This window comes from Bradyrhizobium sp. LeoA1Lang (genome assembly GCF_055413685.1).
In genome coordinates, this window is record NZ_JBVAPG010000088.1 from 1 (window position 1) to 15,064 (window position 15,064).

The following is a 15,064-nucleotide window of genomic DNA, read 5'->3' on the forward strand; positions in this document are numbered from 1 at the left end:
CGGCGGGACCAGCCGCCTGCGCCGTGATGGTGAAGAGAGATAGCTGTCCGGGATCCAGTGTCTCGGACCGGGGACCGAAGATCGTGCGCTTGTACTGCGACAGGATCACCAGGAGCTTGTCGTTCTCCTGGATCGCAGCATCGCGCTGGGCGATCGCTGCATCACGCTCAGCCGCCAGCGTGCTGCATTCCGCCGACAACATGGCAAGCCGTGACGACAGCGCCGTCACGGCTTTCTGGAGCAATGCTGGATCGAAAGGCAAATCAATCATGCAGCGCGTTCTACTACAGCTCTGCATGAATGCAGAACTACTCTTGATGATGATCAACCAGCTCGTGTTGGTTGATCCACAACCCGCATCGGCACACGCTTCCAGTCCGAGCCGTCGAGCAGCACCGAGAGCTGAGCATGAGATAGCGGCATGACGCCTTCCTTGATCGGCGGCCAGCTGAACTGCCCTTCGATTCTCTTGTAGTAAAGAACAAGGCCGCTTCCGTCCCAGGTCAGGATCTTCACGCGATCTCGGCGCTTGGAGCGAAACACCCACAGCCCGCCGTCGAACGGATTGGCTCCAAACGCCTCGCTCACCAGCATCGCCAGCGAGTCCATGCCGCGACGGAAATCGACCGGCTGCGTCGCGATCCAGATCGATAACCCAGCGCGGAGCCCGATCATCGGCCAACCGTCCTGACTGCCGCAAGCACCTCGCAGAGTGCTCGCCGGTCGACCGTTCCCACGACACGGATGCGAACCACGCCGACGTCGATCTCAATCGCCCCCTGCTCCTCGCATGGCGGCAATTTGCCCCCGCAGCCCGTGATCGCGACCGGCACAAAGCCTGATGGCACGCCTCCATCCCTGCGCTCCGCGAGCTTCGCCCGCGTTGCCTGACGACGCCAAAGAAACAACAGGCTCGGGCTGATGTCGTGTCGCCGCGCCACCCCGGAAGCGCTTGCACCCGGCGCGAAACTCTCCGCGACAATCGCCGCTTTCGCATCGGTCGACCAGCGCCGTCGTCGGCCGGTCCCCGTGATGATCTCGACGCGCTGCAGCGTGTCGGAGCCGTCCTCAAGGATACGCGCATGCCTATCCTTATCGCCATCCTTACAACTATCTTTTGACATGGTGACCTCGTGACGAAACAATCCACGAGATCTTCCTAGCCGACCAGATCAGCCCTCAGTGCGTGGTCGCCGGATGACGCTCACGCCCGGCGCGATGTAGATGCCATTCGACGCGGCTGTGATCGGCCCATGTCAGGATGGCATTGCTGGTGAGTTCGCTGCCGTCGTCGCTGACCACCATCTTCGGCTTGCCGCGCTCGATCATCAGTCGGTCCAGTTCCGGCGCCACGCGGATGCCGTAGAGCTAGGTGTCGGCCACCAGCGCCAGGCACTCGCGGGTACAATCATCGACGACGGTCAGGATGCGGAAGCGGCGGCCGTCGGTAAGCAGATCCGACGCAAAGTCGAGCGACCAGCGGTCGTTCGGCGTCATCGGCACCAGCATCGGCGCCCTGGTCGCGATCGCTACGGCGGCGCACCGACAGCTTCTCTTCCCGACAGAGCCGGAAGAGCTTCTTGTGGTTGATCAGATAGCCCTCCCGCTTGAGCAGAACATGCAGCCGCCGATGGACGACAGCTTTCCGCTTCCCCGCAGGTGCAAACGGGCGCTGGAACACGGTCCCCGGTGGCGATCCCGCAGGTTGCTAATCAACGTTGGAGCGTGGACTTCCTACCCTATGCGATAATGACGGCCGTCGCTTCCTCATCCTGGCAATCGTCGACGACTTCGCGCGAGAGTGTCTGGCGTTGGTCGCCGATACCTCGCTGCCTGCTCTGCGGGTTGTGCGCGAACTCGATACCGTCATCACAGTTCGCGGCCGACCCACTCTGATTGTCACCGCCAACGGCAGCGAGCTGACCGGCATGGTGATCCTGCGCTGATCACAGGACTGGCACGTCGAGTGGCACCACATCGCGCCTGGCAAGCCGCAGCAGAACGCTTTCGTGGAGAGCTTCAATGGACAGCTGCGACGAGTTGCTCACGAGACGCTGTTCAGCTCACTTGGTCATGCCCGCGAGGCCCTCTCGCTTTGGAAGGATGACTACAATACGATCAGACCACACAGTGGCCTCGGCAATCTCACGCCTGCGGCTCACGCCAAGATCAGCACCCCGCCATGCAAAGGGACGGACGGGACGCTGCGCTACACCGGGGGCCCCCGTCCCGTTGCACCACCGAGCCAACAGGGCTCAAAATGAAGCAACGATTCTTGCCATAGCTGGACGAAAGGCGGGGCTCAGCTCAAAAGGCATAAAAGCTTAGATATCAATGAGATGCAGAAATCTTAAGCCCGTCAGGTCGACAACAGCTGGCTGGCGCCCTTGCTATCGAACACGTCCCTGGATGTAACGAGCATAAAATATCGGATTGACCTCGGGTCCTGAGTAAGGTTGTAAAGGCGGCCGATTACATATTCTAAAATGGCGGCACGCCTTATGCAATTTGAGCGATTGAAGATCCCCGAGTTGTTGCTGGTGTCACCGAAGAAACATGGCGATCAGCGTGGATTCTTCTCCGAAACCTTTCGCGCGGATAGCTTTGCGGCTCACGGGCTGGAAGTAGCGTTCGTTCAGGATAACCATGTTTACTCCGCGCAGAAAGGAGTGCTGCGGGGGTTACATTTTCAGTTGGCTCCACATGCCCAGGGTAAACTTATAAGGTGCGAGCGCGGGGCGATCTACGACGTCGGCGTTGATATCAGGGTCGGTTCGCTGACCTATGGGTGCCATGTCGGGGTTGAACTATCTGCAGAAAACTGGCGCCAATTATGGGTCCCGCCGGGCTTTGCCCATGGTTACGTCACGCTCGAGGAAAATTGCGAAGTTATCTATAAGGTCACGGACTATTACACGCCGGAGTGCGACAGTGGCCTTGCGTGGGATGATCCGGCGCTGGGCATAGATTGGCGGCTCGCACACGCTGACATCACTCTGTCAGACAAGGATCGAAAGCATCCGGGCCTCGCAAGATGCGCCTCCAGCCCTTCACTTTGGTCAGTAGGAAATCTATAAATGCGCGTACTCGTGACGGGTGGGGCTGGCTTCATTGGATCGGCTGTTAGCCGTCATTTCATCGCAGATCTGGAACATGAAGTTGTTATCGTCGATAAACTGACCTACGCTGGAAATCTTGCATCGCTCGCGCCGGTTGCATCTCGTGATGGGTATGTTTTTGAAAGGCACGACATTTGCGACGTCGCCGCGATCGATGCGATCTTTGCCAAATATCAACCCGATGCCGTGGTTCATCTGGCTGCCGAGAGCCACGTTGATCGTTCGATTTCCGGATCGGACGTGTTTGTGACAACAAATGTCATGGGCACATTTACGCTTCTCGAGGCCGCGCGCCGCTATCTCGCATCGTCGCGCAAGGCAGCTGATTTCCGTTTTATCCATGTCTCGACCGATGAGGTCTATGGCTCTCTTGGCGACGACGGATTGTTTACCGAAACGACACCGTACGATCCGAGTTCTCCCTATTCAGCCACGAAGGCCGCCTCCGATCATCTCGCAAAGGCGTGGCAGCGGACCTATGGCTTGCCAGTTATCGTATCGAATTGCTCGAACAACTACGGCCCGTATCACTTCCCGGAGAAGCTGATTCCTCTCATCATTCTCAACGCCCTCGATCGCATGCCCTTACCAGTCTACGGTGATGGCTCCAACGTGCGCGATTGGCTTCACGTGGAAGACCATGCGCGCGCGCTCGGGCTAATCCTCGTCAAGGGCCGTCCTGGCGAAACCTACAATATCGGCGGCCGCAACGAGCGGAAGAACATCGATGTGGTTCGTCAGATTTGTTCTTGGATGGATAATTTCCGGCCGATCAATCATTCGCACCACGACCTCGTATCCTTTGTCACTGATCGACCGGCCCACGATCGGCGTTACGCGATCGATGCAAGCAAACTGGAAAGCGAATTGGGATGGCGCGCACGGGAGACCTTTGAGACCGGTATTGAAAAAACCGTCCGTTGGTATCTCGATAACGCCGACTGGTGGAAGCCCTTGCGTGACAAGGTTTATAGCGGTGAGCGTCTTGGTCTCGTAAAGGCGTAAGGCAATAATGCGGGTGTACGTAATTGGGGCCGCCCAGGGCCAGGTGGCAAGGTCTCTACGTGAAGCGGCTAGGCTGTCCTTTTGGCAGCAACTTCGTGCGTACCATGCTTCGCTTAGCAGGTGAACGCGATCGGTCCCGCGTGGTCGATGATCAGATCGGATGTCCGACCTATGCGCCCGATATCGCGAGTGCTATCGTCGATATGGCACAGCCAGCTTGTGAACTCAGGCCGGCTTTCAGATTTTGCAGGGGTTAGCGCTTTGCCGGACGGTATACGCTGACTTGGTATGCATTTGCGTGCGAGATTATTCGGCCTAGCGCCGAGCGCGGCGGGCGCTCTGTTCCGGTTGACCCGATCACCAGTTCCGACTATCCCGCGCCAGTCAGGAGGCTGGCGAATTCGCGGCTGTCGAGGGCGAGGCTGGAAGCCGTTTTTGATATACGTATCCAGCCGATGAAAAGTTCGTTGGCGAATCGCTTGGATCGACTTAGTCCGCGTTGAATTGGGGCCGCATATGAAAGGCATTATCCTTGCCGGTGGTAGTGGGACCCGCCTCTATCCGATGACATTGGTCACTTCCAAGCAATTATTGCCGGTTTACGACAAGCCGATGATCTACTATCCGCTGACCACGTTGATGCTTGCCGGCATCCGGGAGATCCTGATCATTTCGACGCCGCACGATTTGCCGCTGTTTCAGGCTCTGCTGGGAGACGGCAATCGTTGGGGACTGTCTCTGTCATACGCCGTTCAGCCTCGCCCCGAAGGTTTGGCGCAAGCGTTCATCATCGGCGCACAATTTGTGCAAGGCGGTCCCTCGTCGCTTATCCTCGGTGACAATATTTTCTTTGGGCATGGTTTGCCGGCGCTGCTCGCCAATGCCGTGTCGCGAACCACAGGCGCGACGGTTTTCGCCTATCATGTCACCGACCCCGAGCGCTATGGCGTGGTCGCATTTGACGCACAGGGAAACGCCACTTCGATCGAGGAAAAGCCACTGCAGCCTAAGTCGAACTTCGCAGTGACTGGACTCTATTTCTACGACAACCGCGTCGTCGATATTGCTGCCAATATCAGGCCGTCGCCGCGCGGGGAACTGGAAATCACCGACGTGAACCGCGCGTACCTCGCCCGGGGGGAGCTGGCAGTCGAACGAATGGGACGCGGCTTTGCCTGGCTGGACACTGGAACGTCAGATAGCCTTTTGGAAGCTGCCAATTTTGTCGGCACGCTTGAGCGACGGCAGGGTTTTCGGATTGCCTGTCCGGAAGAGGTGGCCTTTAGCCAGGGTTATATTGATCGCGATCAGTTGGAACGTTTGGGCGCCGCGCTGGGAAAGAGCGCCTATGCACGCTACGTTAGCGACCTTGCAAAGAAAACGTAAACGTAGGCTCGCCGATCATAGCAACAACGTAGTCTACCATGATCCCGGAGATCCAGCAGCCAAGGACAACGACATGCCAGGATCCCCTTCCGCATTTTCCAGCGATCTGGCGGTCGTTTATCTGGCGCGCTACGCGGAAGGCGTAAAGCCAGTCGCGAATTTCGTTGAATCCTGGGAGCGGCATCCGCCCGGGATCGCGCATGACCGTGTGGTCATACGGAAAGGATTTCCGGACGGAAAAGTCGCGCAAGACAAAATCCTGCAACGCGCATTCTCGCACGCCGTCTCCGTGTCAGATGACGGCTTCGACATCAACGCCTATGCGAAGGCGGCGAGGCAATTGCCGCACAAGCACGTGGTCTTTTTCAACACGTTCTCCGAAATCGCATCGGATAACTGGCTTCGTAAACTTCATTCGGCGTTCGCTGATCCTACGGTTGGAATCGCCGGTGCCACCGGTTCCTACGAGAGCCCCCTTAGCACCATGAAGCGCGTCCGAAAGGGAGTATGGCAGCTTCAGAATCGGGGGTTTCCCAAGCTTGCCAGCTTCAACTGGTTGTTCCAGGTGATCAGGACGCGCTTGCCGAAGCGGCTTGCCATCAAGCTGGTCGTCAGGGTGGTTTCCTATTTCGCGGCGCGCACGACCAATCCGGATCGCGACCACGCGCTTGACGACCAGTTCGAAGCGTACTGGGCGGCCGAAATTGCTCCTGGTGGCAGGTTGGCACGCCTGAATGAGATTCCGGCGTTTCCCAATCCACACATCAGGTCGAATGCATTTATGATCGAGCGGCAGATTTTTCTCGATGCGCTGCCAGGTTCGATCGACACCAAGAACGACTCATATCTGTTCGAGAGCGGCCCGGACTCCCTGACTCAACGCATGCTCCAACGCGGTCTGAAGGTTGTCGTGGTGGGTGGCGATGGATGCATTTACGAGATGGACAGATGGGCCAAAAGCGGCACGTTTCGCCTTGGCAGCCAGCATAACCTACTCGTCAGGGACAACCAGACCCGAGCGTTTGACGATATGAACGCCGCCGAGCAGCGCGCCTTCGCGACGATGACCTGGGGCGATGAATCCAGGTAGGCTTGCGGACCGTTGAGACGGCCGCCCGCGCTCCGTTAGCGATGCCCACGGCTTGAACCCGATTGGGAGGGTGGGAACGCTATATGGAGCATGTTCTGCCGCAACCCGCTCCCCGGAACCTTATTCGTCGGTTTGACTGTCCGCGACGTTTATTCGCCGTCGGACCATTAACCCCTATTGCGGAGCTGTTTCGGGGGCAGAATTGCCCGCGGTAGACTGGGGTTAGATTGTGCTGCACTGCATTGGTTGGTAAATAGGCCGCCGAAGGGGGCGAACGGAGGGCGAACGAGGGCGCGCTGCGCTACAGCCGTTTTTCGCCTATGTCTGAGCCGATTCCAAAGTTCCCAGTGAGAAGCAAATGCACGTTCCCGAGAATGTTCACCGTGGCGATACGCCGCCTGACCCGTCCGGGTATTCAGGGCAACGCCTAACCGCGTCGGCGCCCGTGCGCGGCATCATTGGGTGCGATCTTGATGTTGCGGTGACGCGGATCGTCCACTACCAGGCGTCGCTCAGTAACGAATCGTCGGTCGTGCGATTTGCAGTTGCAGCGGTTGCCTGATGCAGGTTTTTTCGATTTCTCCTGTGAAAATATTGGCACGCCTGTGGCGCAACCGTGACCTGATGCGCGCTTTGGTGCAACGGGAAGTTGTCGGGCGCTATCGCGGGTCGGTGCTTGGGCTTTTCTGGTCGTTTTTCAATCCGATTCTGATGCTCGTCATCTACACCTTCGTCTTCAGCGCCGTCTTCAAGATGCGCTGGAATGTCGGGAGCGACTCGAAGACTGAGTTTGCGATGGTGCTGTTTCCCGGACTGATCGTATTCACGCTTTTCTCGGAATGCCTGAACCGCGCGCCCAGCCTGATCCTGAGCAACGTAAACTACGTCAAGAAGGTGGTTTTTCCGCTGGAGATACTTCCTTGTGTTGCGCTCGGTTCGGCGATCTTTCATGGCGCGGTGAGCCTGTGCGTGTGGTTTATTGCGTATCTGTTCTTGTTTGGAGTGCCGCATCTCACGGTCGTGCTGATCCCGGTGGTTTTGCTGCCGCTACTGCTTCTTATCCTGGGGGTGAGTTGGTTTCTGGCTTCGCTCGGTGTCTATTTGCGCGATGTCGCGCAATTCATGGGCATGATCACCACGGTCCTGATGTTCCTGTCGCCGATCTTCTATCCAGTGAGTGCGTTTCCGGAGAAATATCGCAGCCTGTTGTTCCTCAATCCGATCACGCCCGCGATCGAGCAGACGCGGGATGTGTTGTTCTGGGGAAAGGTGCCGGACTTGTCCATGTTTCTGATCTATCTTCTGGGCGGGGCGTTCGTCGCGTGGTGTGGTTTTGTCTGGTTTCAAAAGACGCGCCGGGGATTCGCCGATGTCCTTTGACGAAACCGCGATTAAGGTAGAAAACCTCAGTAAGTGCTACCAGATCTACAACAAGCCGCACGACCGTTTGAAGCAGTCCTTATTCCCGCGGTTGCAGGCGCTGATTGGCAAGGCGCCGCAGCAGTATTTTCGTGAGTTCTGGGCGCTGAGAGACGTTTCGTTTGAGATCAAGAAGGGCGAAACGGTCGGTATCGTCGGGCGCAACGGCAGCGGAAAATCGACCCTATTGCAGATGATCTGCGGAACTCTAAATCCGAGCGGCGGTACGATCAAGATAAACGGTCGTGTGGCTGCGCTGCTCGAGCTCGGAGCGGGCTTCAATCCGGAATTCACCGGTCGCGAGAATGTCTATATGGCTGCAACGCTCTATGGGTTGACGCGGCCGCAGATCGACAAGCGTTTTGAGCGGATAGCCGCATTTGCTGACATCGGCGAATTCATCGAGCAGCCGGTGAAGACCTACTCGAGCGGAATGTATGTCCGGCTGGCGTTTGCCGTGATTGCACATGTCGACGCCGACATTCTTGTGGTCGACGAAGCGCTCGCAGTCGGGGATGCGGTGTTCACTCAAAAATGCATGCGCTTCATCCGAGAGTTTCAAAAACACAGCACCTTGTTGTTTGTCAGCCATGATACCGGCGCCGTGCAGAATCTGTGCGAATCCGCGATCTGGCTGTCCCAAGGTCAGGTCCGGATGACCGGCACGTCCAAAGAGGTCTCTGAAACTTACCTTCAGTTCACGCTCCAGGAAGTTTACGGCGAAGAGGCCAAGTTGATTTCGGTCGCGTCGGACCAAACGGTTGGCGGGCCAGCGTCTGAAACATCGCCGGAGGATCCGCACACGGCGTTGGCTGTGGATTACGGGGCCGTGGCCAAGGTGCGCGATAATACCGCCGTCGCGACCGGCTGGAAGACCGGACAGGCTGAAATTCAATCCGTTTCTTTAACAAAATTGTCGGCTGGTCAGCAGGGGATATATGAAGGCGGCGAGCGCGTTCGCATGACAGTCCGCGCCAAGGCGCATGGTCCACTGGAGAAGCCGATCCTGGGATTTCTGATCCGGGATCGGTTGGGACAGGATCTGTTCGGAGAGAATACCCTTCCGTTCACCGATAGAACGCCGATTCGCGTCAAGCCCGGAGCGACGTTCGAGGGTGTGTTCGAGTTCCGTCTGCCAATGCTTCCCAACGGGCAGTACGCCGTCATGGCATCAGTCGCGGACGGCGACTGCTACGAAAACATTCAGCATCATTGGATGCATGACGCGCTAATCGTCAACGTGGCTTCAAGCAAGATTCGTTACGGGCTCGTCGGCATTCCGTTCGAGCGGGTAGAGTTGAAGGTTACGAATGATTAAACGAACGCTCCACGAGCTCTACGCCAACCACACCGGAAAGATGTCCGACAAGTGGACGCTCTATCTCGATGAATATGAGCGCCTGTTCGCGTCGATGCGAGATCATCCGGTCCGGCTGCTCGAGATTGGTGTCCAGAACGGCGGTTCGCTGGACATCTGGTCGCAATTCTTTCCGAAGGCGCAAGCGATCGTCGGCTGTGACATCAATCCGAATTGCGAGCGCCTGACGTATGATGATCCTCGCATCGGCATCATTGTCGGCGATGCGAATGATCCGCAGACTCAGGAGCTGATACTGCAGAGGTCCGGACAGTTCGACATCGTGATCGATGACGGGTCCCATCTGTCCAGCGAGATCATTAGGACTTTCGCGCTGTATTTTCCACATCTTGCGGAGGGTGGAATCTTCGTCGCCGAGGATCTGCATTGCAGTTACTGGGATAAGTTCGAAGGCGGGCTCTACTATCCCTATTCCTCGATCACGTTTTTCAAGCGCCTTGCGGATGTCATCAATCATGAGCATTGGGGGGTGCCCAAGGCTCGCGGCGAAATTCTGCGCGGCATCTTTGGCAAATACGGCTGCGAGCTACCCGAAGAAAGTCTGGCGTTGGTTCATTCGGTCGAATTCATCAATTCGATGTGCGTGGTGAGAAAATCGCCCGCCGCAAACAACGGCCTCGGTCTGCGCGTTATTTCCGGCACCGTGGAGCCGGTGGTTCCGGCCAACCAGGAATGGAGCGGCACTCCGTACAAATTGGATCCGCTCTTCGACGAAAGCAAGAATATCTGGACCAATCGATCTGCGCCGCCCGACGAGATGTTCCCCGAGATCGTGCGCGACCTTGCCACTTCGGCCGGGATCAATTCGGATCTGAATCGCGAGCTCTTGGACCTGAAGCAGCGAAACGAACAGCTAAGTCGCGAGCTCGATGAAATCCGCAGATCAACCAGTTGGCGAATAATGGCGATCCCGCGGCTTTTGGCAACTCGCATGCGAAGTCTGGCGTCCGACGCGCGGACCGGCAGTCTTCGTCGGATACTCAGCGCAGGCGTGAAGTCGCCCTGGCGGTCCTTTTCAAGGAGCAATCCGAAGATCGCCGATCGTCTTCGCAGGTTTGTCTTGCGACATGGATTTGCTTTTTATCGACAGCACATGAGGGACACCCAGCTGGGTCGCGCCATCGGTCAATATGTTCGTGATCGTGGGCTGATCAGTTCGTTCGACCTGCATTCGAGTTCGCTTCCGCTAGGCAGCCTGGAGATCGCTGCGTCCGAACCGACGCGCGCCTCTGATGTCGAGGCCCGTTCGCAAGTGCCAGGCTACCACCTAAGCCCTCCGCTAAATCTCGAGGTGGCGGACGACCTCGCCGATCGTCCCTCCGTCAACGTACTGCTGCCGAGTCTGCGCCTGAAAAGCATGTCCGGCGGTCCCAATACCGCGCTGCTGCTCGCGTCCATGTTGGCGGAACGCGGCGAACGGATCCGGATGATCGCCTGCGATGCATCGCTGGAGGGTGAAGAAGCCGCGCTATTCCCCTACATGGAGCGACTGTTGAACCGGCCGGTCGCCCGGGACCGCATCGAGATCGTCGATGGATTCGACCGCACCAAGCCGATCTCGATCGGGATCCGCGATGTATTTTTCGCGACTGCCTGGTGGACCGCCCAAATTGCGAAGTACGCCGTCGCCAATACTGCTAATAAGGCATTCATTTACCTGATTCAGGATTTCGAGCCAATTCTGCACGAGGGCTCCACCTTTCAGGCCCGTGCGCTCGAAACCTATGGCCTGCCCCATATCCCACTGATCAATACCCAACTCTTGCTCGACCATTTGGTCCGGGAAGGTGCGGGGCGCTTCGCAGACCCGGCATTTGTTGCCGATGCGCTATGGTTCAATCCTGCCCTGGATCGCACCCACTATTTTCCCATCGCCTCTCAATCCAAAAAGAAGGTGCTGCTGTTCTACGCCCGCCCCAGCATTGCACGCCGCAACCTGTTCGAACTCGGCCTCGTTGCGCTGCGTCGCGCCGTTGCCTCCGGCGCGATCGACAAGGACAATTGGGAAGTCTGGTCGATGGGCGAAAAGCTTCCGCCGATTGCACTCGGCGAAGGCGTCATGCTCAATCCGCTGCCATGGATGAGCTTCGACGACTACGCCAAGCGTGTGCGCACGGCCGATCTGTTGCTGTCGCTGATGCTGTCGCCGCATCCAAGCTATCCGCCGCTGGAAATGGCTGCGTCGGGCAAGCTGGTCGTTACCAACAGCTTCTCGGTAAAGACGGCGGATCGCATGCGGGCGTTCTCGCCGAACATTATCGTTGCGGAGCCGAATGCCGAAAGCGTCGGGCAGGCTATCGAGAACGCAGCAGGGCGGATCAATTGCGGGCTGCCGAGTTACGATTCCTCCGGCGCGATCGCATTGCCGACAGACTGGGATCAGAGCCTCAACGGAATCGTCACGGAATTGCTTGCGCGCCTGGAAGGGATGCGCGAGCAAGCGCTGGAAACCGCGCGATCGGTGGCGCCGGGCCTGCCGTCGGTGGCGAAGAGCGACTACGAGGCCTACCGTAAGACGAGTCTCGCCCGTCGTCGACGGGATGGAATGTACCATCAGACGCCCGGCCTGCTTTCGTTCGTAACCACGGCCTACAACACTGATCCTCGATTCCTCGAAGAGCTTGGCAACAGTGTTTTTCTTCAGGACGGGGGAATGCATTTCGAATGGCTGATCCTCGACAACGGCTCCACAGAGGAGGGCACCCGCGGCACCCTTGTAAGGCTCGCACGCCATCCCGGCGTGCGGCTCGAGCGCGTCGAGAGCAATCTAGGTATCATCGGCGGAATGCGGTACTGTCTTGAACGGGCGTCTGGGCGTTATATTCTGCCGCTGGATTCCGACGATCTGATCGAGCCCGATTGCGTCCACGTTCTCACTCGCTTCATCGAGGATAACAATTATCCTGCGCTGCTCTTTACCGACGAAGACAAGCTGGACTCGGGGCGGTTTCATTCGGCGTATTTCAAGCCGGACTGGGATCCCGTGCTGTTCCCGCACTCGTGTTACATTGCGCATCTTTGTGCCATCGATCGCGAACTGGCGATTCAGCTTGGCTTATACAGCGACGGCTCTGCCGAAGGCTGCCACGATTGGGACAGCTTTATCCGTTTCATGCTCGCCGGCAAAAAGCCGACGCATGTTCCGGAAGTGCTTTACAGTTGGCGCATGCATACCGCATCGACGTCTGGAAACATCGAATCGAAGTCCTACATCACCGAGTCCCACCGGCGGACGCTGCAGAGATTTCTTGATCGCTCCGGCGCAACAAATGTCGAGCTCGTGAACAGCCCACTGTTCCAGTACAATGTGGACTGGTGGTTCCGGCGAAAGCGATTGGATGCGCAATCGATTCAGACGGTCCTGATTGGCGCGAATGACGCCTCGGACGCGCTGCCGGACGCTGCGACCATCGTGCTGGGGCGCGGAAACGTTTCCGATATCGCCGATGCGATCGAGAGAATCGACAGCGATCTCGTCCAGCTGCAATGGAACGGCGTTTTGCCGCTCGACGACGAGTGGCGCTGGGACGCGATGGCGCTCCTCGAATTGTTCGCTGATGCGGTGATGGTCGGCGGCATGCTGCACGACGGCTCCGCAGTCGTGGATGGTCCCCGCGTTTTTGGCTACGGCGATGGTTGCGATTGTCCGGATCAGGGGCGCGCGCTGACCGATCCTGGCTACGGCGCGCGGATGTGGAAGCCACATACGGCTTCGGCAGTCTCGACAGCGCATTGCGTCGTCAGGACGTCGTTTCTGAAGCAGTGCTTAGGTGAACTGCGGCGCGAAGATGTCGCGATTGAAATGCTCGGCCCTTGGCTGGGCGCGATGGCGGCAGAAGGGGGCAGGAGAGTGGTCTATTCGCCCTTCATGCGCGCACGTGTCGACAGGACCTACACCGCGGTTGCTTCCCACAAAGGGATTGCGCGTTGGTTGTCGCGCTTCTGGTCAATGATCCCCGACCAGCGGGTCTATTCCCCGAGGCTCGGTCTTGAGCGGGAACTCGCCTACCGGGAAGTCCACCCCGAGGCCAATCTCCAGCATCTGGCGCGCCTCCACGCCGGGCTTCTCGGCTACTCCGACTGGCTCGACATGCATATTGCCCGGCGGCAGTCGCGCTACCAGCTCCCGGCTCAGACGGTCTCGGTTTCGCTCATTACGACGGTTTATGAAGGCACGAGAATCGACCTACTCGACGCGTTGGCGGCGTCAGTTGTGGCGCAAACTTTAAAGCCGCTGGAGTGGGTCATTGTCGCACACGGGCCGATTGCGCCGGACGCGCTTGCTCACATCGTACGCGAGGGCGCCGATCATTGGCGCGCAACGATCGTCGTTGAGCCGGCGTCGCTCGGTATCATGGGTGCCATGCGTCGCGGACTGGATAAAGCCCAGGGCGACTACATCGTGCCGGTAGATGCGGATGACCTGCTCACGGTGGATGCCGTTCAGATCTTGGCGAGTTCGATCGAGCGATTGGACCGGCCGGACATGATTTTTTCCGACGAAGACGCGCTCGTCGAAGGCAAGCCGGTGTCGCCCTATCTTCGTGCTGCGTTCGATCCCGTACTCAACCTCGACAGTTCGTATATTTGGCACCTGTGTGCTATCAACCGTGAGCGCGCCCTGTCGCTGAGGCTCTATACTGATCCCGGCGCCACATGGTGTCACGATTGGGACAGCGTGATGCGGATCGCCAATGCGGACGGCCGGATCGAGCACGTTCCCGAAGTGCTTTATCATTGGCGGCAACATGCCGATTCGACAACCCACAAGCCGAAAGGAGACGACCGCTCGATAGGGTCAGTGAAGTATGTCCTCGAGCGACAGATCGCACGTCAGGCGAAGCCCGACCAGTTCTTCGTTGCGGACTGGCCGGAATATCGCGGTGCGCGTGAGCTGTATATTGCGCGCAAGACTGATTATCTGCCTCAACTGATCTGGATGGGCGACGCGACCAGCATGGAGAAGGTTGATTCCGATGCTGTTGTGCTGTTCGCCGCTAACGGGTTAACTATTCAGGCACAAGAAGCTGCAACGGAAGTGGCCCGCCTGCTTGAACTGCATCCCACGATCGGTGCCGTTGGAGGCATTGTAGTCGGATCCGACGACTTTGTCTCGGACGGATGCTACATGCTTAATCGGGCTGGTGTGCTGGAATCGCCGTGGGTGGGTCGAAAGGTAGGCTGGGCTGGCCCCTACGCATTGGCATTGAAACCGCAGACCGTGGTGACAACGGGCGATTTGCTCGCTTTGTTTAGGGTTTCGGCCTTGAAACGCGCTGGTCTCTGGCCGTTGGAAATGAGCGAGCATTCGTCGTATCTCGCCCGCGACATTTGCCTCCTCTTAGCGAAGGACGGGTGGACCACGGCGTTCTCGCCGCTCGTCCGCGCGCGCACGGGCCGCGCAGCTCAAGGGAACGCAGCCGTCACTCGCTTAGTGCCTAATGTCCGGCGCGAAAGCCACGCGCTGGTGAGATATGGAACGGCGCTTAGCTGCAGAGTGTAGATATGGCAAAAGACAGGTGCCGGTGTTAAATGCGACCGATGCCGTTCATAAAGGCAATGCCAACTTCGCTGCCGCAAATGGAGAGCCAACTGCGAATAGGGGATGATGAATACCGAAGCTAACGTCAGCAGCTTGTTTGAAGGGAGAGCAGTGCAATACTGAGA

General features: G+C 58.2%; 10 protein-coding genes and 3 pseudogenes. 9 read left to right on the forward strand and 4 right to left on the reverse strand.

All coding sequences use genetic code 11. The features are described 5' to 3' along the window. The 4 genes and pseudogenes from ACZYOF_RS26275 to ACZYOF_RS26290 form a co-directional block, all read right to left on the reverse strand. On the reverse strand, nucleotides 1–271 hold a 271-nt coding region (locus ACZYOF_RS26275), incomplete at its 3' end, for a transposase domain-containing protein (RefSeq protein ID WP_463717597.1). A 53-nt stretch (nucleotides 272–324) separates the two neighbouring features. Then, nucleotides 325–675 (reverse strand): IS66 family insertion sequence element accessory protein TnpB, encoded by a 351-nt coding sequence (tnpB, locus tag ACZYOF_RS26280; RefSeq protein WP_130231958.1) that lies wholly within the window; start codon nucleotides 673–675, stop codon nucleotides 325–327. Next, the gene (tnpA, locus tag ACZYOF_RS26285) at nucleotides 672–1,124 is read right to left on the reverse strand and encodes an IS66-like element accessory protein TnpA (protein ID WP_130231960.1); all 453 of its coding nucleotides are present in this window, start codon (nucleotides 1,122–1,124) and stop codon (nucleotides 672–674) included. The genes tnpB and tnpA overlap by 4 nt, the downstream gene beginning before the upstream one ends. A gap of 84 nt (nucleotides 1,125–1,208) precedes the next feature. Then, a pseudogene (locus tag ACZYOF_RS26290) lies at nucleotides 1,209–1,633 on the reverse strand (DDE-type integrase/transposase/recombinase); the annotation flags it as partial. Nucleotides 1,634–1,751: 118 nt separating this feature from the next. Here ACZYOF_RS26290 and ACZYOF_RS26295 point away from each other — a divergent pair. The 9 genes and pseudogenes from ACZYOF_RS26295 to ACZYOF_RS26335 all read left to right on the forward strand — a co-directional run. Beyond that, a pseudogene (locus ACZYOF_RS26295) lies at nucleotides 1,752–2,186 on the forward strand (integrase core domain-containing protein); the annotation flags it as partial. A 300-nt stretch (nucleotides 2,187–2,486) separates the two neighbouring features. Beyond that, on the forward strand, nucleotides 2,487–3,077 hold the full coding sequence (rfbC, locus tag ACZYOF_RS26300) for a dTDP-4-dehydrorhamnose 3,5-epimerase (protein WP_463717598.1): 591 nt from the start codon (nucleotides 2,487–2,489) through the stop codon (nucleotides 3,075–3,077). Beyond that, complete coding sequence (gene rfbB / locus ACZYOF_RS26305; RefSeq protein ID WP_463717599.1) at nucleotides 3,078–4,124, forward strand: dTDP-glucose 4,6-dehydratase; 1,047 nt, start codon at nucleotides 3,078–3,080, stop codon at nucleotides 4,122–4,124. 95 nt (nucleotides 4,125–4,219) lie between these two features. Further along, nucleotides 4,220–4,627 (forward strand): annotated as a pseudogene (locus ACZYOF_RS26310) (sugar nucleotide-binding protein). Between the two features lie 13 nt (nucleotides 4,628–4,640). Beyond that, nucleotides 4,641–5,510, forward strand: coding sequence for a glucose-1-phosphate thymidylyltransferase RfbA (gene rfbA / locus ACZYOF_RS26315; RefSeq protein ID WP_130579470.1), 870 nt, complete (start codon nucleotides 4,641–4,643; stop codon nucleotides 5,508–5,510). After that, a complete protein-coding gene (locus ACZYOF_RS26320; RefSeq protein ID WP_463717600.1) occupies nucleotides 5,473–6,600 on the forward strand; it encodes a hypothetical protein in 1,128 nt (375 codons plus the stop codon). The genes rfbA and ACZYOF_RS26320 overlap by 38 nt, the downstream gene beginning before the upstream one ends. A 561-nt stretch (nucleotides 6,601–7,161) precedes the next feature. Continuing rightward, nucleotides 7,162–7,980 carry an ABC transporter permease gene (locus ACZYOF_RS26325; RefSeq protein WP_130579469.1) on the forward strand — a complete coding sequence of 273 codons (819 nt, stop codon included), beginning with the start codon at nucleotides 7,162–7,164 and terminating at the stop codon, nucleotides 7,978–7,980. Beyond that, on the forward strand, nucleotides 7,970–9,337 hold the full coding sequence (locus tag ACZYOF_RS26330; RefSeq protein WP_463717601.1) for an ABC transporter ATP-binding protein: 1,368 nt from the start codon (nucleotides 7,970–7,972) through the stop codon (nucleotides 9,335–9,337). Before ACZYOF_RS26325 ends, ACZYOF_RS26330 begins: the two co-directional genes overlap by 11 nt. Next, complete coding sequence (locus ACZYOF_RS26335; protein ID WP_463717602.1) at nucleotides 9,330–14,900, forward strand: rhamnosyltransferase WsaF family glycosyltransferase; 5,571 nt, start codon at nucleotides 9,330–9,332, stop codon at nucleotides 14,898–14,900. The genes ACZYOF_RS26330 and ACZYOF_RS26335 overlap by 8 nt, the downstream gene beginning before the upstream one ends. Nucleotides 14,901–15,064: the final 164 nt, after the last annotated feature.

Excerpts from the sequence above, each read along its gene's own strand:
- ACZYOF_RS26320 (WP_463717600.1), top strand. The coding sequence starts at position 5,473 with ATGCACGCTACGTTAGCGACCTTGCAAAGAAAACGTAAACGTAGGCTC.
- rfbC (WP_463717598.1), top strand. The coding sequence starts at position 2,487 with ATGGCGGCACGCCTTATGCAATTTGAGCGATTGAAGATCCCCGAGTTG.
- rfbA (WP_130579470.1), top strand. The coding sequence starts at position 4,641 with ATGAAAGGCATTATCCTTGCCGGTGGTAGTGGGACCCGCCTCTATCCG.
- tnpB (WP_130231958.1), bottom strand. The coding sequence starts at position 675 with ATGATCGGGCTCCGCGCTGGGTTATCGATCTGGATCGCGACGCAGCCG.
- ACZYOF_RS26335 (WP_463717602.1), top strand. The coding sequence starts at position 9,330 with ATGATTAAACGAACGCTCCACGAGCTCTACGCCAACCACACCGGAAAG.
- ACZYOF_RS26330 (WP_463717601.1), top strand. The coding sequence starts at position 7,970 with ATGTCCTTTGACGAAACCGCGATTAAGGTAGAAAACCTCAGTAAGTGC.
- ACZYOF_RS26325 (WP_130579469.1), top strand. The coding sequence starts at position 7,162 with ATGCAGGTTTTTTCGATTTCTCCTGTGAAAATATTGGCACGCCTGTGG.
- rfbB (WP_463717599.1), top strand. The coding sequence starts at position 3,078 with ATGCGCGTACTCGTGACGGGTGGGGCTGGCTTCATTGGATCGGCTGTT.
- tnpA (WP_130231960.1), bottom strand. The coding sequence starts at position 1,124 with ATGTCAAAAGATAGTTGTAAGGATGGCGATAAGGATAGGCATGCGCGT.